General features: G+C 66.3%; 27 protein-coding genes. 15 read left to right on the plus strand and 12 right to left on the minus strand.

Annotated features, from left to right (window positions below):
- The first annotated feature begins 155 nt into the window (after positions 1-155).
- Positions 156-1,553, plus strand: a complete 1,398-nt coding sequence (locus ACIA5H_RS06430; RefSeq protein WP_355076821.1) for an FAD-binding oxidoreductase — start codon at positions 156-158, stop codon at positions 1,551-1,553.
- Between the two features lie 9 nt (positions 1,554-1,562).
- Here the strand turns inward: ACIA5H_RS06430 and ACIA5H_RS06435 are convergent, their stop codons facing one another.
- Entirely contained in the window at positions 1,563-2,156 is a 594-nt protein-coding gene (locus ACIA5H_RS06435) for a TetR/AcrR family transcriptional regulator (protein WP_397074331.1), read from the minus strand.
- Positions 2,157-2,233: 77 nt separating this feature from the next.
- Here ACIA5H_RS06435 and ACIA5H_RS06440 point away from each other — a divergent pair, with 77 nt between their 5' ends.
- The 4 genes from ACIA5H_RS06440 (at position 2,234) to ACIA5H_RS06455 (ending at position 5,393) form a co-directional block, all read left to right on the plus strand.
- The gene (locus ACIA5H_RS06440; protein WP_397074333.1) at positions 2,234-2,722 is read left to right on the plus strand and encodes a cupin domain-containing protein; all 489 of its coding nucleotides are present in this window, start codon (positions 2,234-2,236) and stop codon (positions 2,720-2,722) included.
- A gap of 113 nt (positions 2,723-2,835) precedes the next feature.
- Entirely contained in the window at positions 2,836-3,306 is a 471-nt protein-coding gene (locus ACIA5H_RS06445) for a MarR family winged helix-turn-helix transcriptional regulator (protein WP_397074335.1), read from the plus strand.
- On the plus strand, positions 3,306-4,547 hold the full coding sequence (locus tag ACIA5H_RS06450) for an MFS transporter (RefSeq protein WP_397074337.1): 1,242 nt from the start codon (positions 3,306-3,308) through the stop codon (positions 4,545-4,547). The genes ACIA5H_RS06445 and ACIA5H_RS06450 overlap by 1 nt, the downstream gene beginning before the upstream one ends.
- A 93-nt stretch (positions 4,548-4,640) precedes the next feature.
- Positions 4,641-5,393, plus strand: a complete 753-nt coding sequence (locus ACIA5H_RS06455; RefSeq protein WP_379250347.1) for a DUF427 domain-containing protein — start codon at positions 4,641-4,643, stop codon at positions 5,391-5,393.
- 142 nt (positions 5,394-5,535) lie between these two features.
- On the opposite strand, the gene ACIA5H_RS06460 is transcribed toward ACIA5H_RS06455, so the two are convergent.
- Positions 5,536-6,453 carry an AraC family transcriptional regulator gene (locus ACIA5H_RS06460; RefSeq protein WP_379250345.1) on the minus strand — a complete coding sequence of 306 codons (918 nt, stop codon included), beginning with the start codon at positions 6,451-6,453 and terminating at the stop codon, positions 5,536-5,538.
- 96 nt (positions 6,454-6,549) lie between these two features.
- Between ACIA5H_RS06460 and ACIA5H_RS06465 the strand changes: the two genes are divergently transcribed.
- Both ACIA5H_RS06465 and ACIA5H_RS06470 read left to right on the plus strand, forming a co-directional pair.
- On the plus strand, positions 6,550-7,617 hold the full coding sequence (locus ACIA5H_RS06465) for a saccharopine dehydrogenase NADP-binding domain-containing protein (RefSeq protein ID WP_397074340.1): 1,068 nt from the start codon (positions 6,550-6,552) through the stop codon (positions 7,615-7,617).
- Positions 7,618-7,624: 7 nt separating this feature from the next.
- Positions 7,625-8,035 carry a cupin domain-containing protein gene (locus tag ACIA5H_RS06470; RefSeq protein WP_355076809.1) on the plus strand — a complete coding sequence of 137 codons (411 nt, stop codon included), beginning with the start codon at positions 7,625-7,627 and terminating at the stop codon, positions 8,033-8,035.
- Positions 8,036-8,041: 6 nt separating this feature from the next.
- Here ACIA5H_RS06470 and ACIA5H_RS06475 read toward each other — a convergent pair whose 3' ends face one another.
- From ACIA5H_RS06475 to ACIA5H_RS06485, 3 genes are all read right to left on the minus strand, one after another.
- Positions 8,042-8,860, minus strand: a complete 819-nt coding sequence (locus ACIA5H_RS06475; protein WP_397074342.1) for an MBL fold metallo-hydrolase — start codon at positions 8,858-8,860, stop codon at positions 8,042-8,044.
- A gap of 169 nt (positions 8,861-9,029) precedes the next feature.
- Positions 9,030-9,362 (minus strand): hypothetical protein, encoded by a 333-nt coding sequence (locus tag ACIA5H_RS06480; protein ID WP_379250339.1) that lies wholly within the window; start codon positions 9,360-9,362, stop codon positions 9,030-9,032.
- A complete protein-coding gene (locus ACIA5H_RS06485; RefSeq protein WP_356963597.1) occupies positions 9,362-10,558 on the minus strand; it encodes a Rieske 2Fe-2S domain-containing protein in 1,197 nt (398 codons plus the stop codon). The genes ACIA5H_RS06480 and ACIA5H_RS06485 overlap by 1 nt, the downstream gene beginning before the upstream one ends.
- 198 nt (positions 10,559-10,756) lie before the next feature.
- Here ACIA5H_RS06485 and hsaA point away from each other — a divergent pair, with 198 nt between their 5' ends.
- Genes hsaA through ACIA5H_RS06515 form a run of 6 tightly spaced genes read left to right on the plus strand, consistent with a single transcriptional unit; the run spans position 10,757 to position 15,001 of the window.
- A complete protein-coding gene (gene hsaA, locus ACIA5H_RS06490; RefSeq protein WP_355076804.1) occupies positions 10,757-11,920 on the plus strand; it encodes a 3-hydroxy-9,10-secoandrosta-1,3,5(10)-triene-9,17-dione monooxygenase oxygenase subunit in 1,164 nt (387 codons plus the stop codon).
- A 10-nt stretch (positions 11,921-11,930) separates the two neighbouring features.
- Positions 11,931-12,809, plus strand: a complete 879-nt coding sequence (gene hsaD, locus ACIA5H_RS06495; protein WP_397074346.1) for a 4,5:9,10-diseco-3-hydroxy-5,9,17-trioxoandrosta-1(10),2-diene-4-oate hydrolase — start codon at positions 11,931-11,933, stop codon at positions 12,807-12,809.
- A complete protein-coding gene (gene hsaC / locus ACIA5H_RS06500; protein WP_356963595.1) occupies positions 12,809-13,714 on the plus strand; it encodes an iron-dependent extradiol dioxygenase HsaC in 906 nt (301 codons plus the stop codon). The genes hsaD and hsaC overlap by 1 nt, the downstream gene beginning before the upstream one ends.
- A 20-nt stretch (positions 13,715-13,734) precedes the next feature.
- A complete protein-coding gene (hsaB, locus tag ACIA5H_RS06505) occupies positions 13,735-14,307 on the plus strand; it encodes a 3-hydroxy-9,10-secoandrosta-1,3,5(10)-triene-9,17-dione monooxygenase reductase subunit (protein ID WP_397074349.1) in 573 nt (190 codons plus the stop codon).
- Between the two features lie 47 nt (positions 14,308-14,354).
- Positions 14,355-14,627 carry a DUF433 domain-containing protein gene (locus tag ACIA5H_RS06510; RefSeq protein ID WP_245548807.1) on the plus strand — a complete coding sequence of 91 codons (273 nt, stop codon included), beginning with the start codon at positions 14,355-14,357 and terminating at the stop codon, positions 14,625-14,627.
- Positions 14,624-15,001, plus strand: coding sequence for a DUF5615 family PIN-like protein (locus ACIA5H_RS06515; RefSeq protein ID WP_379250331.1), 378 nt, complete (start codon positions 14,624-14,626; stop codon positions 14,999-15,001). Before ACIA5H_RS06510 ends, ACIA5H_RS06515 begins: the two co-directional genes overlap by 4 nt.
- Positions 15,002-15,045: 44 nt before the next feature.
- On the opposite strand, the gene ACIA5H_RS06520 is transcribed toward ACIA5H_RS06515, so the two are convergent.
- Positions 15,046-15,201: a hypothetical protein gene (locus ACIA5H_RS06520; protein WP_397074352.1), complete on the minus strand. Its 156-nt coding sequence runs from the start codon at positions 15,199-15,201 to the stop codon at positions 15,046-15,048.
- Between the two features lie 68 nt (positions 15,202-15,269).
- Positions 15,270-16,127, minus strand: a complete 858-nt coding sequence (locus tag ACIA5H_RS06525) for a 3-hydroxyacyl-CoA dehydrogenase (protein ID WP_397074354.1) — start codon at positions 16,125-16,127, stop codon at positions 15,270-15,272.
- Positions 16,128-16,415: 288 nt separating this feature from the next.
- Here ACIA5H_RS06525 and ACIA5H_RS06530 point away from each other — a divergent pair, with 288 nt between their 5' ends.
- Together ACIA5H_RS06530 and ACIA5H_RS06535 are read left to right on the plus strand one after the other, a co-directional pair.
- Positions 16,416-16,988 (plus strand): YdeI family protein, encoded by a 573-nt coding sequence (locus ACIA5H_RS06530; RefSeq protein ID WP_397074356.1) that lies wholly within the window; start codon positions 16,416-16,418, stop codon positions 16,986-16,988.
- 89 nt (positions 16,989-17,077) lie between these two features.
- Positions 17,078-17,929 carry an ATP-grasp domain-containing protein gene (locus tag ACIA5H_RS06535; protein WP_397074358.1) on the plus strand — a complete coding sequence of 284 codons (852 nt, stop codon included), beginning with the start codon at positions 17,078-17,080 and terminating at the stop codon, positions 17,927-17,929.
- Between the two features lie 596 nt (positions 17,930-18,525).
- On the opposite strand, the gene ACIA5H_RS06540 is transcribed toward ACIA5H_RS06535, so the two are convergent.
- The 5 genes from ACIA5H_RS06540 to ACIA5H_RS06560 form a co-directional block, all read right to left on the minus strand.
- On the minus strand, positions 18,526-19,323 hold the full coding sequence (locus ACIA5H_RS06540; RefSeq protein ID WP_397074360.1) for a hypothetical protein: 798 nt from the start codon (positions 19,321-19,323) through the stop codon (positions 18,526-18,528).
- Positions 19,324-19,337: 14 nt separating this feature from the next.
- Positions 19,338-19,649, minus strand: coding sequence for a hypothetical protein (locus ACIA5H_RS06545; protein ID WP_397074362.1), 312 nt, complete (start codon positions 19,647-19,649; stop codon positions 19,338-19,340).
- Positions 19,649-20,368 (minus strand): hypothetical protein, encoded by a 720-nt coding sequence (locus tag ACIA5H_RS06550; protein WP_397074364.1) that lies wholly within the window; start codon positions 20,366-20,368, stop codon positions 19,649-19,651. Before ACIA5H_RS06550 ends, ACIA5H_RS06545 begins: the two co-directional genes overlap by 1 nt.
- A 520-nt stretch (positions 20,369-20,888) precedes the next feature.
- Complete coding sequence (gene dmpG, locus ACIA5H_RS06555) at positions 20,889-21,926, minus strand: 4-hydroxy-2-oxovalerate aldolase (protein ID WP_397074366.1); 1,038 nt, start codon at positions 21,924-21,926, stop codon at positions 20,889-20,891.
- A gap of 12 nt (positions 21,927-21,938) precedes the next feature.
- Entirely contained in the window at positions 21,939-22,847 is a 909-nt protein-coding gene (locus ACIA5H_RS06560; protein ID WP_379250323.1) for an acetaldehyde dehydrogenase (acetylating), read from the minus strand.
- Positions 22,848-22,852 lie beyond the last annotated feature (5 nt).

A 22,852-nucleotide genomic window follows, 5' to 3' on the forward strand; every position in this document is an offset into this window, starting at 1 on the left:
ATGGTCCCGATGCACTAAGATGTGACAAGCGCCACACGCGCATGCCGGGGGATGCGTTTTCGAGTGGCACCGCAGGTCGGAATCGGTGCCGTAGCGAGTCGATATGCCGGCTCGCCTCCCAAAAGTCGTCGGGGCCCACCAGCCGGGAGGATGCCATGACGCAAACAGTGCATTCCGATCTCGAAGCATTACGGTCCACCATGGACGGGCCGGTGTACGGCCCAGCGGATACCGGGTACGACCGGGCCCGCGCCATCTGGAACGGGGACATAGACCGGCACCCCGCCGTGATCGCCCAGTGCCTGTCACCGCGTGACGTGGCCGCGGCGTTGGCCTTCGGCCGGGACCGGGGGCTGGAGATATCCGTTCGCGGCGGCGGCCACTCCTACAGTGGGACCGCGGTCGGCGAAGGCGGCCTGATGATCAACCTGAGCGCCCTCAAGGGCGTCGTGGTGAATCCGGAAGCCGAGCGGGCCCGGGTCGGCGGCGGAGCGACGATGGCGGACATGGACGCCGCGACCCAGAAGTACGGGTTGGCGGTGACCGGCGGAGTGATCAGCGATACCGGCGTCGGCGGCCTCACCCTCGGCGGCGGCATGGGCTGGCTGACCCGCATGGCGGGGCTGGCCATCGACAACCTCGTCTCGGCGCAGGTGGTGCTCGCCGACGGCCAGGTGGTACGGGCGTCGGAGACCGAGAACGCGGAATTGTTCTGGGCGTTGCGCGGCGGCGGCGGAAATTTCGGAGTGGTCACCGAATTCGAGTACCGCCTGCATCACGTCGGGCCGGAAATCCACCTCGGCTTGCTCTTCTGGGACATGCCGGACGGCACCGACGCACTCCGCCTGATCCGTGAGTTCATCCCCACTCTGCCGCGCCGGTCGGGAGCGTTGATCGCGCTGGCGATGTCGGCGCCGCCCGCGCCTTTCGTCCCGGAGCGATACCACGGCCACGCGGGCCATGCCCTGATCGTCGCCGGTTTCGGCACGGCCGAGGAGCACGCCGCCGCGGTGGCGCCGATCCGGAACGCCCTGCCGCCGCTGTTCGAATTCCGCACCCCGATGCCGTATGCCGGATTGCAGCGAATGCTCGACGCGGCAGCGCCGTGGGGCCTGTACGGCTACGAGAAGGCGCTCGACCTCGACGATTTCTCCAACGACGCCATCGCGGTGCTGATCGCGAACGCGGCCAGGAAAACCGCGCCGCTGTCGTTCATGCCGATCTTCCCGCTCAGCGGCACGTTCAGCACTGTCGGTGAGGACGACACGGCATTCGGCGGCACGCGCCGTTCGCATTACGAGTGCAACATCACCGCGATCACTCCCGACACCGAGACGCTCGCGCTGGACCGGGAATGGGTGCGCACGACGTGGGATGCGCTGCGTCCATTGGCTTCCAACCAGGGCGGGTATGTCAATTTCATGGCCGACCCGGACCATGCCCGGGTTCGCGAATCGTACGGACGCACGAAATACGCGAAGCTGGCGCACATCAAAGCCGACTACGACCCGGGCAACGTCTTCCACCGCAACGCCAACATAGCCCCCGGCTGACCTCCGAGTTCACTCGTCCGAGCGTCCACGGGCCGCATCGGGGCGCAGGCCGTGCAGAACGATCCGCACGAGCCTGCGCCAATCACCGCTGCCGCTGCCGATGGTGGCGGACAACGCGCCGACGATCATGTAGACGTCCGCCACCGTGCAGTCGTCACGCAATGTTCCCGCGGCTCGGTCCCGCTCGACGAGCTCGCCGATCACGTCCTCGAGCCTGCCGCGGGATTCGCCCCTCGGCTCGCTGCCCGCCGACTGCCGCGACGTCTCGATCGCCGCCGACAAGCCCCGGTCGGCCGCCAGCACCTCGCCGACATGAAGCAGGTAGCGTGCGAGCCCCTCGCCGGGCTCGGCGCGCAGGCATTCGGTGCGGGCGAACTCCTCGATCTCGGCGAAGCGCTGCTCGGCCGCGGCCTCGATGAGGTCGGCATGGGTGGGGAAATGACGGTAGACGGTTCCGACGCCGACTCCGGCGGCGCGCGCGATCTCGGTCAGTGGCACGGCACTGCCGTGCTCGGCGAACAGCGTGCGCGCCACGGACACGATGCGGGCGCGGTTGAGCGTGGCGTCGGCGCGCTGCTTGCGGGCCGATGGTGGCCTTGACACTGACGATCCCTCCGTGTTTACGCTTCAAACGGAATCGGATTCCGATTCCGTTTCATCGCTTCGAAGGGTAGCACTTCATGTCCCACAATCGTTTCCGCGTTCTGACCCCCGGCGAGGCACGGCCCGGCCGAGTGCCGCTGCCGCCCGCGTTCGCGGTGAAGGCCACCACCGCCGACACCGAGGGCAGGTTCTCCCTGCTGGAAGTGACCCTCGCGCGCGACATCCCCCGGCACACACACCACATCGCGGACGAATGCGTCTACGTGCTCGAAGGAACGCTCGACATCGAGTTCGACGACCGAACCCTTTCCGCGACGGAAGGCATGTTCGTGTTGCTGCCACACGGCGTGCCGCATGCCCTGCGCTGCGGATCGCAGCCGCCGCCACGAGTGCTGCAGATCTCCTCACCCGGCGGCTGGGAGTGCTATCTGGAGGACCTTTTCGAAGCCGGAGCATCGGTGCTGACCGAGGGCGTGCTGGATCCGGTGAAGATCAATCCCATCGCGGCGGCATATGACATCCACTACGAAGAATCGACGAATACCATTGCCGGACAGGTGGATTGACTCCCTCACCGCCGACTTGGGCAACCCGGCGGAACCCACCGTTCCGCCGGGATCCACCTCATGTGGCCGACTTCACCGTAAATAGATAGTTAGCCTATGTAATAATATTTCTCGTGCGGCAAGCTCAGGTGAACATAGCGGATGACATCGTCGTCGACCTTCTCGTCACCGCGGGCAGGCTCACTCGGCTGGCCGGGGTGATCAGCGGCGACGACCTGCCGCGGGCCATGTTGCGGGCGCTGGCGGTGCTCGACGAACACGGCGCGCTGCGCGTCAGCGAATTCGCCGGGATCGACCGATGTTCACAGCCGGCGGCAACGGCGCTGATCGGCAAGCTGGTCGCGGAAGGCTACGCGACCCGGCGCAAGGACCCGGAGGACTTCCGGGCCGTGATCGTCGAACTCACCCCGGCCGGGCGGACCCGGCTGGCCGAGTTCCGCCGCGCATTCGCCACCGCGATCGGCGAACACCTGCCCGGCTTCGACACCGAGCGACTGGCCCGGCTGGACACCGAACTGCACGACCTGCTGGAGGCCCTGAAAACGGCTACGCGACAGCACGATCCGATCTCGAGGGAACACTGATGAGCACTTTGGCTCCCACCCGCGCACCGGTCGCGGACAACACCAAGCAACCGAAAGCCGTCTGGGCGGTCGCGTTCGCGAGCGTGATCGCGTTCATGGGCATCGGCCTGGTCGATCCCATCCTCAAACCGATCGGCGAGCAACTGAACGCGTCCCCGTCCCAGGTGTCGCTGCTGTTCACCAGCTACATGCTGGTGACCGGCGTGGCCATGCTGGTCACCGGCGTGGTGTCCAGCCGCTTCGGCGCGAAGAAGACGCTGCTGGCGGGGTTGACGATCATCATCGTGTTCGCGGCGCTGGCCGGTATGTCGAATACGGTGGCGCAGATCGTCGGCTTCCGCGCGGGCTGGGGCCTGGGCAACGCGCTGTTCATCGCCACGGCGCTGGCCACCATCGTCGGCGCGGCCAGCGGCGGCGTGGCCCGCGCGATCATCCTCTACAAGGCGGCGCTCGGCATCGGCATCGCGACCGGTCCGCTGGTCGGCGGCGTGCTCGGCGGAATCAGCTGGCGCGGACCGTTCTTCGGCGTATCGGTGCTGATGGCCATCGCGCTGGTGAGCATCGTCGTCCTGCTGCCGGAAGGTCCCAAGCCGACGCATCACACCTCGATCGCCGCGCCGTTCCGCGCCTTGCGTTATCGGGGGCTGCTGATCGTGAGCATCACCGCCCTGCTGTACAACTTCGGCTTCTTCACCCTGCTCGCCTACACCCCGTTCCCGCTGGATATGGGCACCTATGCGATCGGCTTCATCTTCTGCGGCTGGGGTGTACTGCTGGCGATCGCGTCGGTCTTCCTCGCTCCCCGGTTGCAGCGCCGGTTCGGTTCGCTGCCGATGATGGGACTCTCCCTGGGCCTGTTCGCCGCCGACCTGGCGATGATGGCCGTGTTCGCCGAGCACAAGCCGGTGTTGATCGTCGGCACCGTGCTGGCAGGCCTGTTCCTCGGCGTGAACAACACGCTGATCACCGAGGCCGTGATGATCTCAGCGCCGGTGGAGCGGTCCACCGCCTCGGCGGCCTACAGCTTCGTCCGCTTCGCGGGCGGCGCCGCGGCGCCCTACCTCGCGGGCAAGCTCGGCGAGCACAGCGTCTCGCTGCCGTTCTGGGTGGGCGCGGCGTGCACCGCCGCCGCGGTCGTCGTCCTGCTCGCCGGGCGCGCCGCCTTGGCCCACCTCGACGACCACGATCCCGCACCGCACAGCGTCGAGGAAGCCCAGGCCATCACGGTCGGCGACGACTGATCCCCGAGCGCACCGAAGGCAGCCGCCAGCGTGGCTGCCTTCGCCGTTTCCGCACGCTGGCGCGGGCCGGTGCGAGGAGTACGGTCAGGAGATATGACCGAAGCGAAGCGGGGGCGCGTCAGCGTCGAGACCAGCCAGAAGCGTGTGCGCGTCTATCTGGGCGGGCACTTGGTGGCCGACAGCGTGCGGCCGGTGCTGGTCTGGGAGAACCCGCACTATCCGACCTACTATCTGCCCGTCACCGACCTGCGCGCCAAGCTCGAACCGAACGGGCAGACCCAGCACTCCACCAGCCGCGGCGACGCGACGGTCTACGACCTCGTGGTCGACGGCACGACAGCGGGCGGGGCGGCGCTGCGCTACCACGACTCGCCGCTGACCGAATTGCGCGAGCTGGTTCGCTTGGAGTGGGGCGCGATGGACGAGTGGTTCGAGGAGGACGAACCGATCTACGTCCACCCGCGCAACCCGTACTCGCGCGTCGACATCCTGGCCAGCTCCCGGCATGTGCGGGTGGAGATCGACGGGGTCACCGTGGCCGACTCGCACGGGCCGCGCATCCTCTTCGAAACGGGTCTGCCCGCGCGGTACTACCTGCCGATGACGGACGTCCGCATGGATCTGCTGTATCCGTCGGCCACCCACACCAGCTGCCCGTACAAGGGCACCGCCGACTACTGGACCGTCCGCGTCGGCGGCAACGAGTATCCCGACTATGTGTGGGGCTACCGCACGCCGCTTCCGGAGAGCCAGAAGGTCGCCGGGCTGGTCTGCTTCTACAACGAGAAGGTCGACATCTACGTCGACGGTGAACTCCAGGAAAGGCCACGCTCGCCGTTCAGCTGAGTTCGGAGACAGCCCGCGAGTCTCGCCCCTTTCGGCGGCGTTCCCCTCGGTCACCACGTCATACGGCGCGGGCAGGGATCAGTCCTCGCGCCGTGACCGCGCACTTGCCGGTCCGGTCGAGCGATATGCGGCGGCGGCCCGGTCAGACCGCGACCAATGGCGGACTGTCGGCCGCACGGCGGTATTGGCCCGGCGCCACGCCGTATTCGCGTTTGAAGGCCTTCGCGAAGGCGAACTCCGAGGTGTATCCGACCCGCCGCGCCAGCGCGCCGAGACTGCTGTCGGTGTCGCGGAGCAGGCGAGCGGCGGTCAGCATGCGCCAGCGGGTCACGTAAGCCAGCGGCGGTTCGCCGACCGTCGCGATGAAGCGACGCGCGAGGGTGGCGCGGGAGACGCCCGCGATGTCACCGAGGTCGGCGACGGTCCAGGCGCGGGCGGGTTCCTCGTGCACCGCGCGCAGCGCCGCCGCGACCGCGGGATCGGCGAAGGCGCCCGCCCAGCCGGAGGAGCACAGGTCGGACTGCTCGTCGAACCAGGCCCGCAGGATGAACAGCAGCAACGTCTCGAGGATCGCGGGCACGGCCGCGTCGCTGCCCGGACGGGGCTCGGCGATCTCCGCGGCCAGCAGGTCGACCGCGCCGCGCAGCGCGGGATGTCGCCCCGGACGCGCGGGCAGATGGATGAACTCGGGCAGCTCGTCGAGGATCGGATGGGTGCGGCTGCGGCCGAGTTCATAAGCGCCGCAGAGCAGAGCGGTCCGCACGCCCGGCCCTACGATCTCCCGTGGCTCACCGGGCTGCGCGCTCTCGGTGACCGGGGTGTCCAGACTGTCCACCAAGTCGTGGTCGGCCCCGCGCGGCATGAACAGCACGTCCCCCACGCCGAGTGCAATGGGTTCGCCGTCCGGCGGCACCACCCAGCAAGAGCCCTGTAAGACCACGTGGAAACCCGCGCCCGGCACTACCGGGTACCGCCGACCCCACGGAGCGTGCCGGATGAACAGGCCGGAGGTGGGACTGCCGGTGCGGATGGCCGCGATGGTCTCGCTGAGAATATCCACCCGTTCACCGTAGCACTCTGCAGTTGAGTGTTTCGGACAAAGTATCGAGCGCTCTACGCATTGTCCGGCTCACAAGAAGCCAATAGCTTTCTATTCATGACATCGACCGAAACCACCGCCACCATCGCCGTCTACGGCGCGACCGGACACACCGGCGGCTACCTGCTCGCCGAACTGCGCCGCCGCGGCGTCGACCCGATCCTCGTGGGCCGCGACGCCGATCGCGTCCGAGCCGCTGCCGCGGACCTGCCCGAAGCCGACATCCGGGTAGCCGACCTGTCCGATCACACGGCTCTGGTCACCGCGTTCACCGGAGCGGATGTGGTGATCAGCAGCTTGCCCGCCTATGTCGAGCACGGCTCGGCGGTGCTGGCCGCCGCGATCGACGCGGGTGCGCACTACACCGACATGTCCGGCGAGCAGCTTTTCCTGAAGCGCGTGCTCGACGAGTTCGGACCACGCGCGGCGGCGGGCGGCGTCACCGTGGTCTCCGGCGTCACCGACAGCAACCTCCCCGGCGACCTGCTGGCACACCTCATCACGCGCCGGGTGCCCGGGTCGGCCGAGGTGGTGTTGAGCCATCTGAGCAAGAGCGGCGGCAATGGTTCCAAAGGCAGCGCGAAGACGGTGCTCGCCAGTTTGGATTGGTTCCGCGGCGGCGGCTGGCACTACGCCGACGGCGAACTGCGCACCGGCGCGACGGCGCGCCGCGAGAAGATGACCTTCCCCGGTGACACCGAGCCGACCACCGTGGCCAAATTCCCGCAGCCCCCGGTCCTGACCATCCCGCGGCACTCGGACGTCTCCTACGTCGAGGGCGTCCTCGCCACCTCGATCCTCGACACACTCAGCGGGTTCACCGCCGAACTGATCGACACGCTGCCCGACGCGCCCGGCGCGGACCTGCGCTACGACCTCGTCGTCGACGCGTTCGGCGCGGACGGGCGGCAGGTCCGCGGCGTGCTCAGCGGCGTCGACTCCTACCGCGATTCGGCGTTGATGGCGGTGGAGTCGGCGGTCCGCTTGGCCGGCGGAGCCGCGGCGCCCGGCGCCCTCGCGCCGGCGGAGGCGTTCGACCCCGCCGATTTCCTGGACGCGCTGGCGCCTTTCGGTATCACCTGGCGTATCGAGGAAAGCCGAGCGTCGGCGAAGGATCGGGCATAGTCGAACGATGACCGACAATCGACCGCCGCTCGCTGTCGCCCTCGATCTCGCGCCGCATCCCGAAGGCGGCTGGTACCGCCAAACCTGGCGCAGCCCGGTGGAATTCACACCGGAGGGTTATCCGGGCCCGCGCGCCGCCGCCACCGCGATCCATTTCCTGCTGCTGCCGGGCGAGCGGTCCGCCCCGCACACGGTGCGCTCCGACGAGCTGTGGCTCTGGCACCGTGGCGGACCGCTGGCACTGGAGATCGGCGGCGAGGAGGTGATCCTCGGCCCCGACCTGGAGCACGGTCAGGCGCTCCAAGCGGTGGTGCCGGGCGGGGTCAGCCAGTCGGCGCGGCCTGCGACTGCGGAATACGTGCTGGTCAGCTGCATCGTCGCGCCGGGATTCGACTTCGCGGATTTCCGGCTGGACTGACCGGGCTCAGCGCACCGGCACGGCGGCGAATCGCTCGAGCTCGTGCGGATCGTGCGCGCAGAACATTCGCACCCGCTCGCCGTGGTCGGCGTGCAGCGTGCGCAGCCGTTCCAGGTTCTCCACCCGCTCTCGTCCGAGCGTGCTCGCGAACACCTCGAACACGCCGAGGCCGACCGGGGGACGCGCCTTCCCCGCCGCCAGCTGCCGGTGGTGAAAATAAGCGTCGCCGCAGTGCAGCAACCATCCGTCGCTCTGCCGGACCGCGACGCCGCTGTGCCCGCGCGTGTGGCCGACCAGCGGGATCAGCATGATGTCCTCGAGCACCGGGACGGCGGTGAAGCCGAACCAGGTGTCCGCGCCGGTCTCGTGGGCCAGCCAGCGGGGGCCGTGTTCCCACTGGCGCGGCTGATACCGCATCTTCTCCCCGAGGGTGGGGCGCTGGGTCGCGGCGTCGAGTTCGTCGGCGAAGACGTGCACGGTGGCGTCGGGGAAGTCGGACAGCCCGCCCGCGTGATCGAGATCGAGATGGGTGAGCACGATGTGCCGGACGTCCTCGCGCCGATAGCCCAGCCCGCGGATCTGGTGCAGCGCGGTGTGTTCCGGGCGCAACCGGGGACGCAGCAACCGCGAGGTACCGAAACCGAGCCTGCCCCGGTCGAGCACGTCGGCCATGCCGAAGCCCGTGTCCACCAGCACCAGCCCGTCATCGGACTCGACGAGCAGGCAATGGCCGACCAGCCCGCCGGTCAGCAGACCACCGCTGCCGAGCAGCGCTCGTCCGCCGACCGGGCACATGGTCGCGCAGTCCAGATGCCGCACCAGCATCGCGGAAACTCCCTCCTGCGGCGCCGAATCGGACTGATCCGTTTCGGCACGAAGGTCTCTTTTGTTCCCGTCAACGTAGTCGGAGCACGGCTCGGCCGCGACAGCGCGGTCACCGCCGCGGTAATCGGCGGGCGAATCGATCGCCGCCCGCCGATCCCGAACAGCCTGATCACTCAGGAATTTCGAGCACGCCCTCGTCCACGGCCCAGGCGATGGTGCGCTCGAGATCCGGACACGAGTCAGGGCGACCCGGCCCGTGACCGGTCGCGCTCAGTGCGGCGAAAACCGGGCAGTGCTCGGCGGGGTTGCCGGTCCACTGCACCGACGTCTGGTGGGTGCTGCTCTTGCGCACCAGCACATGACTTTGGCAGGCCCGGCACCGCAGGGGTGTCAGGCCGTCCTCCAGATACCGCTGCTTGTCGACCACCGTCTGGGCGCGCACTTCGGCTCGCCGAGCGGGCTGATCGGCGAAATCGGGTGCCTTCGCCCAGGTGGCCGCCATCAGACGCTCGCCTCGGCTTCCTCGGACTCGCGCTTGCGCCGCAGGTTCTCGGCGACCTCGGCTTCCCACGCCTCGTTCGCCTTGGTGGTGTCGACCTCGAACTCGAAGCGCTGGGTCATCTTCTCGGTGACGTCGGCCAGGTCGACGTAGAACTGGTCGTACCAGCGACGCAGCTGGTAGACCGGCCCGTCCTCCTCGCACAGCAGCGGGTTCTCGACCTTGGACTTGTGCTTCCAGATCTCGACGTCCTGCAGGAAGCCGACGCTGATGCCCTCGGTCATCTTCTCGGCCAGCTTGGTCGCCATCTCGCCCTCGACGCCCTTGGGCTTCTCCAGCGTGATGCCCCATTGCAGGACGAAGGAGTCCTGCGTGACCGGGTAGTGGCAGTTGATCAGGACGCTTTTGACCTCGTAACCGCTGTAGATGTTGATCAGCGGGTTGATCATGTACGAGGGCCCGAAGTACGAGGCCTCGGACTTCAGCAGCGTGTCACCGCCGTATTTGGAGGCCATGCCGATGTCCGGCCTGCCCTTGGTCTCCAGGAACTGGGTGGCGATGTGACCCTCGAAGACGTTCTTGAAGTACGTCGGGAAGGCGAAATGGATGTAGAAGAAGTGGGCCATGTCGACCACGTTGTCGATGATCTCGCGGCAGTTGGCGCCCTCGATCAGCATCGAATTCCAGGTCCAGTCGGTCCACCCGCTGTCGAGTTGCTCGCTGGGGTTGCCGTCGGCGTCGGTGTAGGGGCCCTTGATGTGCGGGATCGTGACCTCGGGCGGCGGCTGGCTGCCCTCGTGGTCGTGCCAGACGAACAGCTGGCCGTTGCGCTCCAGCGTGGTCCACTTCCTGGTGCGCGCCAGCGGCGGCACCCGCCGCGCGTACGGAATCGCGGTGCACTTGCCGTTGGTCCCCGACCAGCGCCAGTCGTGGAACGGACAGGCGATGTCGTCGCCCTTGACCTCACCCATGCTCAGGTCGCCGCCCATGTGCCTGCAGTAGGCGTCGAGCACCCGCAGTTCACCACTGCTGTCGGCCCAGACGACGAGCTTGGTGCCGAAAACGTTCACCGCGTGCGGCTTGCCGTCGCGGAACGTCTTGGCCAGACCCAGGCAATGCCATCCCCGCGCATAGCGGGTCGGTGCGGTGCCGACATCCAGCTCCCGGACCTTCGCGCCGCCCTGTGGGGTAACTGCCATCGCGTTTCCTCCTCCATCTGTACTAGAACACGTTACAAAACTGGCGTCCTCGACGCCAGCGATTCACCTCACTTCCTGCATGAGCGCATGTCCGCGCGAGGGTGAACACCGGTTCTCGACATAAATAGGAACGTGTTCTAGTCTCAGAGGCAAATGAGATTCCGGACATCAACCGACCAGGCAGGAGCAGGTCCCGAGATGACGCAAGAAGTGACCGAACGGGTCGAAGCGCTGTTGCCGACGTTGCGCGAACGCGCACAGGAGGCCGAGGACCTGCGGCGCATCCCCGACGAAAGCATGAAGGCGTTGCAGGAGACCGGCTTCTTCCGGTTGCTCCAGCCCAAGCAGTGGGGCGGTCACGCCGCCGATCCGGTGGTCTTCTACGACACCGTGCGCAAGATCGCCGGCGCGTGCGGCTCCACCGGCTGGGTGGCCGGCATTGTCGGCGTGCACAACTGGCACCTCGCGCTGTTCGCGCAGCAGGCGCAGGAGGACGTCTGGGGCGAGGACACCGAAGTGCGGATCTCCTCCTCCTACGCGCCCATGGGCGCTGGCACGGTCGTCGACGGCGGCTACCTCGTCAACGGCGCGTGGGCCTGGTCGTCCGGCTGCGATCACGCCACCTGGGCGGTGCTCGGCGGCCCGGTGATCAAGGACGGCAAGCCGGTGGACTTCGGCAGCTTCCTCATCCCGCGCGACGACTACCGCATCGACGACGTGTGGAACGTGGTCGGCCTGCGCGGCACCGGCTCCAACACCGTCGTGGTGAAGGACGTCTTCGTGCCCTCGCACCGGTTCCTCAGCTTCCGTGCCATGAGCGAACTGAAATCGCCCGGTCTGGAGCAGAATACCGATCCGGTCTACAAGATGCCTTGGGGCACAATCCATCCCACTACCATCTCCACGCCGATCGTCGGCATGGCCTACGGCGCCTACGCGGCGCACGTCGAGCACCAGGGCAAGCGGGTGCGCGCGGCCTACGCGGGCGAGAAGGCCAAGGAGGACCCGTTCGCCAAGGTGCGCATCGCGGAGGCCGCCAGCGACATCGACGCCGCGTGGCGGCAGCTGTCGGGCAACGTCGCCGACGAGTACGCACTGCTGGCGGCGGGCAAGGAGATCCCGTTCGACCTGCGCGTGCGGGCGCGGCGCGACCAGGTGCGCGCCACCGGCCGCTCGATCGCCGCGATCGACAAGCTGTTCGAGAGCTCCGGCGCCACCGCACTGGCCAACGGCACACCGCTGCAACGCTTCTGGCGTGACGCGCACGCGGGCCGGGTGCACGCGGCCAACGATCCCGAGCGCGCCTACCTGATGTACGGCACGCACGAGTTCGGCCTGCCCGTCACCGACGGCATGGTCTAGGAGGACGACCGTGACCTCTACCGCGGAACTCACCGCCGAATCGACCTCGCGCTACGCGCAGGTGCGGCCCGATCTGCGGCTGCACTACCACGAGGCGGGCGTCGGCAGCGGGCCGACGATCGTCCTGCTGCACGGCGGCGGGCCTGGCGCGTCCTCCTGGTCGAACTTCGCGCGCAACATCCCGGTGCTGGCCGAGCACTTCCACGTGATCGCGGTCGACCAGCCGGGCTACGGCCGCTCGGACAAACCCACCGAGCATCCGCAGTACTTCGTGCACAGCGCCTCGGCGCTGAAGGACCTGCTCGACCATTTGGAGATCACGTCCCGGGTGCACCTGCTGGGCAACTCGCTCGGCGGCGGCGCGGCGGTCCGGTTCGCACTGGACTACCCGGATCGGGCCGGGAAGCTGATCCTGATGGGGCCGGGCGGGCTGAGCACCAACCTGTTCGCGCCCGACCCGACCGAGGGCGTGAAGCTGCTCTCCAAGTTCAATTTCGAGCCGACCAGGGAGAACCTGGAGGCGTTCCTGCGCATCATGGTCTTCGACCAGTCGCTCATCACCGAGGAGCTGATCGAGGAGCGATTCGCCTCGGCGAGCACGCCCGAGGCGCTGGCCGCGACCAGGGCGATGGGCAAGTCGTTCGCGAGCGCGGACTTCGAGAAGGGCATGCTCTGGCGCGACGCCTACAAACTGCGTCAGCCCGTGCTGCTGATCTGGGGCCGGGAGGACCGGGTCAACCCGCTCGACGGCGCGCTGGTGGCGACCAAGGTGATCCCGCGCGCGCAGCTGCACGTCTTCGGTGGCTGCGGGCACTGGGCACAGCTGGAGAAGTTCCACGAATTCAACCGGCTCGCGATCGATTTCCTCGCGGGCGTCAAGGAGAAGTGATGGGCATCCGCTCACTGGGATATCTGCGTATCGAGGCGACCGACATGGCCGCCTGGCGGGAGTACGGCCTGAAGGTCCTCGGCATGGTCGAGGGCAAGGGCACCGACCCCGAAGCGCTGTACCTGCGCATGGACGAGTTCCCGGCCCGGCTGGTGATCGTTCCCGGCGAGAAGGACCGGCTACAGGTCTCGGGCTGGGAGACCGCGAACGCCGAGGAGTTGCAGGACGTCCGCAACCGACTCGACGCGGCGGGCGTGCCCTACAAGGAGGGCACGGCCACCGAACTGGCCGATCGCCGGGTGTACGAGCTGATCAAGTTCGACGACCCGTCCGGCAACACGCTCGAGGCTTTCCACGGCGCGGCGCTGGAGCATCGCCGGGTCGTCAGTCCATACGGGCACCGGTTCGTCACCGAGGAGCAGGGGCTCGGGCACGTGGTGCTCAGCACCAAGGACGACAAAGCGGCGCTGGAGTTCTACCGCGACGTGCTGGGCTTCCGGCTGCGCGACTCGATGCGGCTGCCACCGCAGATGGTCGGTCGCCCGGCCGACGGCGAGCCCGCCTGGCTGCGCTTCTTCGGCTGCAATCCGCGCCACCACTCGCTGGCGTTCCTGCCCATGCCGACGCCGAGCGGCATTGTGCATCTGATGCTCGAGGTGGAGAACGCCGACGACGTCGGCCTGACCCTGGACCGCGCGCTGCGCAAGAAGGTCAAGATGTCGGCGACGCTCGGACGGCACGTCAACGACAAGATGCTCTCCTTCTACATGAAGACGCCGGGCGGATTCGACGTCGAATTCGGCTGCGAGGGCTTGGAAGTGGACGACCACGACTGGATCGCGCGAGAATCGACCGCGGTGAGCCTGTGGGGCCACGACTTCACCGTCGGGCAACGGCAGCAGTGACCGAGAGGGCGAGCGAAGCGATGACCGCGGACGGATCCGAGATCGATCCACGGCAGTTCCGGAATGTGCTGGGGCAGTTTTGCACCGGCATCACCGTGATCACCACTTTCGACGACGACGGAGTGCCGATCGGCTTCGCGTGCCAGTCTTTCGCCGCCCTCTCCCTCGAACCCCCGCTGGTGCTGTTCTGCCCTACCAAGGCGTCCCGGTCCTGGGCGGCGATCGAGAAATCCGGGCGCTTCTGCGTGAACGTCCTCGCCGAACAGCAGCGCGAACTGTGCGCCCGCTTCGGCTCCCGCGAACCCGACAAGTTCGCCGGCGCCGCCTGGCACACCTCCGACCTGGAACTCCCGGTGCTGGACGAAGCGTTGGCCACCATCGAGTGCAAGGTGGACAACGTCATCGACGGCGGCGACCACTACATCGTGATCGGGCGAGTCCAAACCCTCTCCGAATCGACCACTACCGGCCGCCCCCTGCTCTTCTACCGCGGCCAGTACACCGCCATCGAACCGGAGAAGACCACACCTGCCCCGTGGCGCGCGGACCTGGAGCACTTCCTCACGACGACCACACTGGACACCTGGTTGTAGCTGCAATCCGGTGCGGCTCGCGTCCTTCGCCCGCGCCGCGATCGGCAATGGACGCGCTGATCGAGGGCACTGGATACAGTAGAGACATGTCGCTATTAGGCCGTATCACCACGGACCCCGAAATTTGCCACGGCAAGCCCGTGGTGCGGGGTTTGCGGTATCCGGTCGAGATGCTGCTGGAACTGCTCGCCTCAGGGATGCGGCCCGATGAGATCTTGGGCGACTATCCGGATCTAGAACACGAGGACATTCTGGCAGCGCTCGAATACGCTGCCGTGGTGACTGCGCAACGGACCACGATCCCCTTCGACGCAGCGTGAAGTTCCTGGTCGATGCGCAGCTGCCGCGCCGGCTCGCCGTGCTGTTGTCCGAGGCAGGTCACGATGCGGTGCATACTTCCGACTTCCTGCTCGGAAATCGCACTACGGATCATCAGATCGCGATGCGAGCGGATCGGGAAGACCGCGTGGTCGTCACGAAGGACCGTGATTTCTGGGTCAGCCATGTCCTGCGCGGGTCCCCCCGGTCGCTGCTTATCATCGCCACCGGGAACATCACCAACGCGGCGCTGCTCGAGCTGTGCACAGCGCATCTTTGCGAGATCGTGCCGCTGTTGAAGACGTGCGCCGTAGTGGAGATGGGTCGTGACCGGTTGGTCGGACATACCGACAGCGAAACAGATGGTCAGCGCTGACCGAGCCGAATCGATCCGTGGTAAGTGGCCCGGGCCGGCGGAAACTACCCATCCTGCAGACGGGTGCGGGCAAGCGCGCGGCGGCGGGTCTCCAGCACCTCACGAAGCGACGCGTTCACCGTCTCCGTTTTCGTTCCGGTGCCCAGCACCTTCGAGACATCAGCCAGCTGGACATCGAGGTCGATTACGGTCCAAGTCATGACACACCTCCGATGAGTGCTGTCACTTCGACGCCTCCATATTCCGTGGCGCTCGGCGCCCTCGCGGGTCAGTACTTGTAGAAACCCTCGCCGGTGGCGATGCCGAGCTTTCCCTTGTCGATGTAGTTCTCCTTCAACCACTGGGCCAGCCGTTGGGACTCCTCGTCCTCGTTGTTGACGAGGATGTTGTAAGGCGTGGTCAGGCCGATGATGTCGAGGATGCGGAACGGCCCGGCCGGTGCGCCGGTGCCGATCTGCCAGGTCTTGTCCACCGCTTCGGGATCGGCGTAGCCGCCCGCCGCCAAGTTCATGCCCGCGTTGAGCAACGGCACCAGTAGCGAGTTCAGGACGTAACCGGCCTTCTCCTTGTGGATTTCGATCGGTACCATGCCGATCTTCGAGGCGAAGTCGACCACGGCCTGGTACACGTTCGGGTCGGTGTCGGCGGTGCCCATGATCTCGGCGGTGTTGAAGTGCCACACCTGATTCGCGAAGTGCAGCGCGAGGAATCGGTCCGGGCGGCCGGTGAAGTCTTTGATGGCGCTGGGCAGCAGGGTGGAGGAGTTGGTGGCGAAGATGGTGCGCTCCGGTGCGACCTGGCCGAGCTTCTCGTACGTCTGCTGCTTGATGGTCAGCACCTCGGGAATGGCCTCGATGACCAGATCCGCGTCCTGCGCCGCGCGAGCCAGATCGGAAGTCAGCGCGATGCCCGCCGCCGTCTGCTCCGCCTTGCCGTCCTCGCCGCCGGGTACCTGCTCACGGTAGACCGCCACCAGCTTGTCGAGTCGCTCCCCGGCCGCGGCCAGCGCCTTGTCGTCGATGTCGTAAGCCGTCACCTCGAAACCGTGGAAGGCCGTCTGGAAGGCGATCTGCGAACCAAGCACCCCGGTGCCCAGGACGGTCACCTTGCGAATGTCGATGGTCATTCGTCTCTCCTCTCGACTGTTGCGAAGAAGCCCGCGACGATCCGGACTGGTATCCGACGTCGTGCTCTCACAAGCGACCGTACAGTCCTTCCACTCCAGCCACCCCGACCCAGCCTCCACGGCCCCGTCTGACGTCCGCGGTAGATGGCGGCTTCGCGAGTGGCACATGAGCGCGGCGAAACGCGAGAGCGCCACACGCTCATGTGCCACTCGTGAAGTGCTCAATTGATGAGCACTTTGGGGCGGAGGATGAGGTGCGCAGGCAGCACCGCGTTTTTGGAGGGCATCATGGGTCAGTTCGATGGGACAGGAATCCTCACTTGTGCCGACGGCGCGCAGTGGGAGGAGTGGCTGGCGGCCAATCATCACGGGGCCGCCGATGTCTGGCTGAAGATCGCCAAGAAGGGGGCAGCGGACCGGACGATCAGCAACGGGGAGGCGCTCGACGGCGCGCTCTGCTTCGGCTGGATCGACAGTCACCGCCGCGGCCTCGACGCCGAGCACTACCTGCAGCGATACTCGCCGCGCCGTCCGAGGAGTCCGTGGTCGCAGATCAATGTCGCCAAAGCCGAAGCTCTCGTCGCCGCAGGTCGCATGCGGGCAGCCGGTTTCGCGGCCATCGCCGCCGCGCAGTCCGATGGACGCTGGGCGGCCGCCTATGAATCCCAGCGGACCGCCACCTGTCCGGCCGACTTGCTCGAAGCGCTCAGCGCGAATCCACGCGCACGGAGGAGATTCGAACTGCTCGACCGCACCGCGCAGTATGCGCGCTTCCTGCGGCTGATGAAGACACGGAGTTCCGCCGAGCGGGCTGGGCAACTGCGGCGCATCCTCGATGAGTTGAATCAGCCAGCGGCGTAGTCCAAGTCGACTGCGGCATCGATGATCACCGATAGCGGCGAGGCGAAAATCGGTTGGGAATAGTGTGTACCGACGCGAGGATATGTGTTGTGCTGCTTCTTTTTCCGGCCGATGTACTTCGCCCCCAACGCGTCGACGAGCATTTCGCCCCGGAGGCGGACGCGGCTCGTGCCGTCGGATTGGAAGTCGCCGTGGTCGATCACGACGCGCTGACCCGCGCTGACGGCGCGGAAGAGGCCGTTCGATGCGTCCGTTCCAGCGGGGTGGCTGTCTACCGCGGCTGGATGTTGCGCAGTGCTGAGTACGCCGCGTTCGAACGTAGCTTGCGGCAGCGGGGCGTCACGCTGCGCACGAGCGCCGAACAATACCGGCGGGCGCACGAGTTGCCGGGGTGGTATTCCGCACTCGCCGAGATGACGCCTCGATCGGTATGGACCAGCGGGGGCGATCGCGCCGCGTTCGATCACGCGCGTCGGGAGCTGGGAACCGGCCCCGTCGTCCTGCGCGACTACACCAAGTCGATGAAGCACTACTGGCACGAAGCGGCGTTCATCCCCGACGCGGCGGACCCGGACGCCGCCTGGCGGGTCGCGAGCAGATTCCGTGAACTCCGCGGCGAAGACCTGACCGGCGGATTCGTCCTGCGCCGCTTCGAACATTTCCGATCGGCCGAAGTGCGCACCTGGTGGGCGGACGGCAAGTGCCGGTTGATCGGCCCACACCCGGACACTCCGGAGGACATGCCCGACGTCGAGTTCGACCCAACATCCGTCGAAGACGCCATCGCCGCCCTCGGCCTCCCGTTCGTGACAGCCGACTTCGCGTTGCGCGACGACGGGGCCTGGCGCTTGGTCGAACTAGGTGACGGCCAAGTGAGCGACCGCCCCCACACCATTCCGGCCGAGCAGCTGCTCGCCGTCCTTCGCGCTGGTTCACAGTGAGCAGACAAGCGCTCCGGTCGGCCGGGCCGGATGATTCGCAGGCCACCCGGTCACGCGGCCACATCAACCGTTGGGCTCGTAACGCGTTTACCCCTGTGACCACGGTGGCTCAGAACAACCATCGGCGAGTCACAAGGTCATTCTTCATTCCGATTCGATTCGGTCTTCGTTTCGTGAGGATTTCTGGAATAGATAACGGTGATGATTGAGGCATTGATGGCCGAGTATTGCCGTGGACACCAGTAGGATTGGATAGCAATAGTACACCTGAAAGGTATTCACACCGGCGGCAAGGCTCGCCACGAATAGGCCTATAATCGCCGACCCGGAACAGATGAAAACCGAACTCACGACTATTCGCGACCTACCGGTCGGTGGTTTCCTCCAACTGAGAGTGATTCCAACCGGTTGCGCAGCGATCGCTACCCCGAGCAGCACTGCGGAGGCCACACCTCCAGCGACAGCCGAGCTACTCACACTGGTCACTATCAGAAATAGACCGAAGAATAGCGGCACCATCGCGAGTCCGACCAAACTGCTGGGACGTTTCAGCGCTTCCTGCTCGGGAGGTAACCGCTGCCCAATATACTTTTTGCTCAGTTCAGCCTCCACTTGGATTCGTTATCGCCGCCGACCGACGCGTCGCTGAACGTTGAAGAAATCGGATCCGGCCATCTCCCGCCCGGGAAGCTGCTGTTATCCGATGCTGCCGAGTGGAGGTCACCGAAGCTTCTGGCCTGCTGCCCCACGAAGGCACTCAGGAGACCGACCGCTACCCAGATCTGCGCGGTGGTGATCCCCGAGTCGGCTGCGATATCCGCGAGGCTGATGGGCGCCCCTACTCCGGTGGCCAGGGCAGCAATTGCCGCTGCGAGGTTCGCAAGGAACTGCCAGCAGATGCTCAATAGGCCTGCATAGAAGGCAAGCCCTGCCACGGCCGACTCGATGAGGACGGTTTTAGTCTTGTCGGCGATGTCGCCGACTTTGCCTGATGCTGCGCTCTGCGCCGTGTTCGCCTTCATGTAGGCCAACTGCGCCGCACCTTTCCAGACGCGGTTTACCGCCAAGTTGTTCGGATCGATTTCGCCCTGGATGCTCGATACGGAATCGCGTACATCGGTCCAATCGCGGCTGCGCAGGTACATGTCGTACGGGGCACGAATCCCCTTCATGATTTCGATGACCTTGTCCCATAGCCATTTGCATATTTCGATGAGCTTGTCGGCGCACGTTTTGACTGCGCGCTGAACGGGCGGAATCAGTCTGACGTACGGTAGGTCGAGGGCTTCCTGCTCAGCTTGTGGTATCGCCACCCTGACTTTGCCATCGATGTCGTCAAGGAATTTTTCCAGGCCATCGACGACAGAATTGTACGACGATATATCGAATGACATTGTTACCCCTCTATTTACCAGAGACCGTCGATCCGGTGTTTTCCCGCGGCGTCTTCGGCATCGTACGTGTCTGCGCAATGCATGAGCGTGTCTCCGATCTCAGCAAAACGTTTCGACGCCTGGTCGCAGCGTTCCGATATTTTGATAGCCAACTTGTTGTTGGCATCGACGATGGCTTGGAAGATTCCGGCCTCGAGGCGGCCGAATGTCAGGCCGTCGACCGTACTCTTCAAATTCGACATGGTGGCCGATTCGCGATCCCAGACCGCTGCGTCCTTGCGGAGAGTGTCGGTGGCGACCTTGATTTCTTGTGCTGTGGGAGCCACTAGTTCACTCCTTGTGGGCGATTCTGTATCGCGGCGAGAGACTGAATGGCATCGGTAATCAGCATGTCGAAATCGGTTGCACCGCTACGTGTTCCGGCGGCAAGCAGTCGCTGACGTGCTTCACCGTGCGCCTGCTTGATCGTCCAGGCGATCGCGTTGCCGCTGACGTCGATTCCCCACGGCAGTCGGACTTCGCAGTCGGCGATACCACTGCTGTTCAGAGTGATAACTGCGTGTAGCTGGTCTTCGGTTTCGGCTTCGCCGACGAATTCCTTCGGCTCGAGCACTGTTCCGACGTTGATGGCCTGGAGGGTCTCGTCGAGCAGTTGCGTAGTTCCGACTGTCGGGTAACGCGGTGGCTTCGGTAGTTCGAGGTGACTGGGTGTCACATCATCGAGGCTCAGTGCTTCGAGCCGATCGATGGTGCCCTTGTCGACTGCGGCGGTCATAGCCGCTTCGAAGCGCCGGCGTTCGACATCTTTGATCGCGCTCACTACCGCCTGCCCGATTTGGTCTCGTTCCAGGTGCCGAGACCAGTTCTCGGCGATGGCGATGTCGATCAGTTCTCCGACTGAGGATATGGTGGCCTCGACTGTTCCGGTGCTGTCGCGCCCGGTGGTGCGCTGTGGTCCGGCCTGAGTGACTTCCTGCATCAGTCCGGAGATCGCTTGGGTGTAGGCGTGGAATCGTGCGAGTTCATCGAGGAAGTCTTCGTTCATGGTCGTCCTCATGTGGGATCTATGTTTCGCTATGACTCGAAACAACCGCACCGGACTGTGCTGGATCCGGTGGGCTTCGAAACGTGGGTATCGCGCGAAGGCTGACGAGCCGGTGGTGCTGCATACCGATCAGTGAGAACCCCCTCCGCCCTTGGTATTCGAGACCCTAGCAGTACGCCTCCCCAACCGTTCGCTCCATAGCGGTCCGAGTCCACCACTTCGTGGTACCGCAGCCTGCTATTGATCACACACGGCACGACCGACCACGTCGTCCCCAATGATGGACCGGCGCTACTCGCTCAGTACGTGCTTGGCGGAACGAGATACGAGTTTCACGGCTCGACACCGATCACGAAGGGATCGTTGCTGCCGCCTGGCCAAATGTACTCGAGTTCCTCGCCGGGTACTCGGAGACGAGTGATGTACCACCCATCGACAAGCAGGGACTTGGTTGATCGTGGTTCCCGCAGACGAACGGGGTCGCGAACGCATGTTCGCGACCCCGCTGTGGTCAGGCCGCTCAGGCGGAGACGGTCGCCTTCTCCCGCTGCAATTCCAGCGCGATGTCGATCAGCTGATCCTCCTGCCCGCCGACCAGTTTGCGCTTGCCCGCTCGCACGAGCATCTCGGCGGCCGAGACGCCGTAGCGCTCGGCTTGCCGTTCGGCGTGCTTGAGGAAGCTGGAGTAGACGCCGGCGTAGCCCATCATCAGGGCCTGGCGATCTAGCAGGCATTCCTGGGGCATGGCCGGGCGGACGACGTCTTCGGCGGCGTCGGCGATGGCGAAGAAGTCGATGCCCGTCTTCACACCCAGCTTGTCGCACACGCCGACCAGCGCCTCGACCGGGGTGTTGCCCGCGCCCGCGCCGAAACGCCGTGCGCTGCCGTCGATCTGCTTGGCACCCGCGCGGATGGCGTAGATCGAGTTGGCGACGGCCAAATCGAGGTTCTCGTGACCGTGGAAGCCGACCTGCGCGTCGTCGCCGAGTTCGGCCACCAGTGCCGCGACGCGGTCGGAAACCTGCTCGAGCACCAGCGCACCGGCCGAGTCGACGATGTAGACGCACTGGCAGCCGGCGTCGGCCATGATGCGCGCCTGCTTGGCGAGCACCTCCGGCGGCTGGGTGTGCGACATCATCAGGAACCCGACCGTCTCCAGTCCGAGTTCCCGCGCCAGACCGAAGTGCTGGATCGACACGTCGGCTTCGGTGCAGTGTGTGGCGATCCGGCAGATGGACGCGCCGTTGTCCTGGGAGATCTTGATGTCTTCCTTCACCCCGACGCCGGGCAGCATCAGCACGGCGATCTTCGCCCGCTTCGCCGTCTCGGCGGCGATGGTGACCAGTTCCTGCTCCGGCGTCTTGGAGAAGCCGTAGTTGAACGACGAACCGCCGAGACCGTCGCCGTGGGTCACCTCGATCACCGGCACGCCCGCGCCGTCCAGCGCGGCCACGATGTCGCGGACCTCGGTGGCGGTGAACTGGTGGCGCTTGTGGTGGGATCCGTCGCGCAGCGAGGTGTCGGTGACGCGGATGTCGAGTTCTGCTGAGTAGGCCATGTCGAAAGCTCCTTACACCCGGGCCGTGACGATCTGCTCGGCGATGACCTCGCCGACCTGCGTAGCGGCGGCGGTCATGATGTCGAGGTTGCCCGCGTACGGGGGCAGGAAGTCGCCCGCGCCCTCCACCTCGACGAACACCGACACCTTGGCCATGCCGCCGGAGACCACCGAGGGCTCGTCGAACTGCGGCTCGTTGAGCAGCCGGTAGCCGGGCACGTACTGCTGGATGTCGGCGACCATCCGGTGGATCGAGTCGGCGATCGCGTCGGTGTCGGCGTCGTCGGGGATGGCGCAGAAGATGGTGTCGCGCATGATCATCGGCGGCTCGGCCGGATTCAGGATGATGATGGCCTTGCCGCGCCGCGCCCCGCCGATGGTCTCGACGCCGCGACTGGTGGTCTTGGTGAACTCGTCGATGTTCGCACGGGTGCCGGGGCCCGCGGAGACCGACGACACCGACGCGACGATCTCCGCGTACGGCACCGGGACGACCCGCGACACCGCGGCGACGATCGGGATCGTGGCCTGGCCGCCGCAGGTGATCATGTTGACGTTCGGCGCGTCGATATTCGCGCCCAGGTTCACCGGCGGCACGACGGCGGGGCCGACGGCGGCGGGGGTGAGGTCGACGGCGCGGATGCCCGCTTCGGCGTAGCGCGGCGCGGCGGCGCGGTGGACATACGCCGAGGTCGCCTCGAAGATCAGGTCGGGCAGTTCGGATTGTCCGAGCAGCCAGTCCACGCCTTCGTGCGAGGTCTCCAGCCCGAGCCCGCGCGCCCGCTTCAGCCCCTCGCTGTCCGGGTCGATCCCGATCATCCAGCGCGGCTGAATCTTCTGCGAGCGCAGCAGTTTGTAGAGCAGATCGGTGCTGATGTTGCCGGACCCGACGATCGCGGCGGTGACGGTCCCGTTGGACACGACAG

The organism is Nocardia sp. NPDC051900 (genome assembly GCF_044452545.1).
Classification (GTDB): Bacteria; Actinomycetota; Actinomycetes; order Mycobacteriales; family Mycobacteriaceae; genus Nocardia; species Nocardia sichangensis.

What these genes read in the sequence shown, in the direction of transcription:
- ACIA5H_RS06430 (WP_355076821.1), top strand. Translation starts at nt 156, where the DNA reads ATGACGCAAACAGTGCATTCCGATCTCGAAGCATTACGGTCCACCATG.
- ACIA5H_RS06440 (WP_397074333.1), top strand. Translation starts at nt 2,234, where the DNA reads ATGTCCCACAATCGTTTCCGCGTTCTGACCCCCGGCGAGGCACGGCCC.
- ACIA5H_RS06450 (WP_397074337.1), top strand. Translation starts at nt 3,306, where the DNA reads ATGAGCACTTTGGCTCCCACCCGCGCACCGGTCGCGGACAACACCAAG.
- ACIA5H_RS06455 (WP_379250347.1), top strand. Translation starts at nt 4,641, where the DNA reads ATGACCGAAGCGAAGCGGGGGCGCGTCAGCGTCGAGACCAGCCAGAAG.
- ACIA5H_RS06465 (WP_397074340.1), top strand. Translation starts at nt 6,550, where the DNA reads ATGACATCGACCGAAACCACCGCCACCATCGCCGTCTACGGCGCGACC.
- ACIA5H_RS06470 (WP_355076809.1), top strand. Translation starts at nt 7,625, where the DNA reads ATGACCGACAATCGACCGCCGCTCGCTGTCGCCCTCGATCTCGCGCCG.
- ACIA5H_RS06475 (WP_397074342.1), bottom strand. Translation starts at nt 8,860, where the DNA reads ATGCTGGTGCGGCATCTGGACTGCGCGACCATGTGCCCGGTCGGCGGA.
- ACIA5H_RS06480 (WP_379250339.1), bottom strand. Translation starts at nt 9,362, where the DNA reads ATGGCGGCCACCTGGGCGAAGGCACCCGATTTCGCCGATCAGCCCGCT.
- ACIA5H_RS06485 (WP_356963597.1), bottom strand. Translation starts at nt 10,558, where the DNA reads ATGGCAGTTACCCCACAGGGCGGCGCGAAGGTCCGGGAGCTGGATGTC.
- hsaA (WP_355076804.1), top strand. Translation starts at nt 10,757, where the DNA reads ATGACGCAAGAAGTGACCGAACGGGTCGAAGCGCTGTTGCCGACGTTG.
- hsaC (WP_356963595.1), top strand. Translation starts at nt 12,809, where the DNA reads ATGGGCATCCGCTCACTGGGATATCTGCGTATCGAGGCGACCGACATG.
- hsaB (WP_397074349.1), top strand. Translation starts at nt 13,735, where the DNA reads ATGACCGCGGACGGATCCGAGATCGATCCACGGCAGTTCCGGAATGTG.
- ACIA5H_RS06510 (WP_245548807.1), top strand. Translation starts at nt 14,355, where the DNA reads ATGGACGCGCTGATCGAGGGCACTGGATACAGTAGAGACATGTCGCTA.
- ACIA5H_RS06520 (WP_397074352.1), bottom strand. Translation starts at nt 15,201, where the DNA reads ATGACTTGGACCGTAATCGACCTCGATGTCCAGCTGGCTGATGTCTCG.
- ACIA5H_RS06525 (WP_397074354.1), bottom strand. Translation starts at nt 16,127, where the DNA reads ATGACCATCGACATTCGCAAGGTGACCGTCCTGGGCACCGGGGTGCTT.
- ACIA5H_RS06530 (WP_397074356.1), top strand. Translation starts at nt 16,416, where the DNA reads ATGGGTCAGTTCGATGGGACAGGAATCCTCACTTGTGCCGACGGCGCG.
- ACIA5H_RS06540 (WP_397074360.1), bottom strand. Translation starts at nt 19,323, where the DNA reads ATGTCATTCGATATATCGTCGTACAATTCTGTCGTCGATGGCCTGGAA.
- ACIA5H_RS06550 (WP_397074364.1), bottom strand. Translation starts at nt 20,368, where the DNA reads ATGAACGAAGACTTCCTCGATGAACTCGCACGATTCCACGCCTACACC.
- dmpG (WP_397074366.1), bottom strand. Translation starts at nt 21,926, where the DNA reads ATGGCCTACTCAGCAGAACTCGACATCCGCGTCACCGACACCTCGCTG.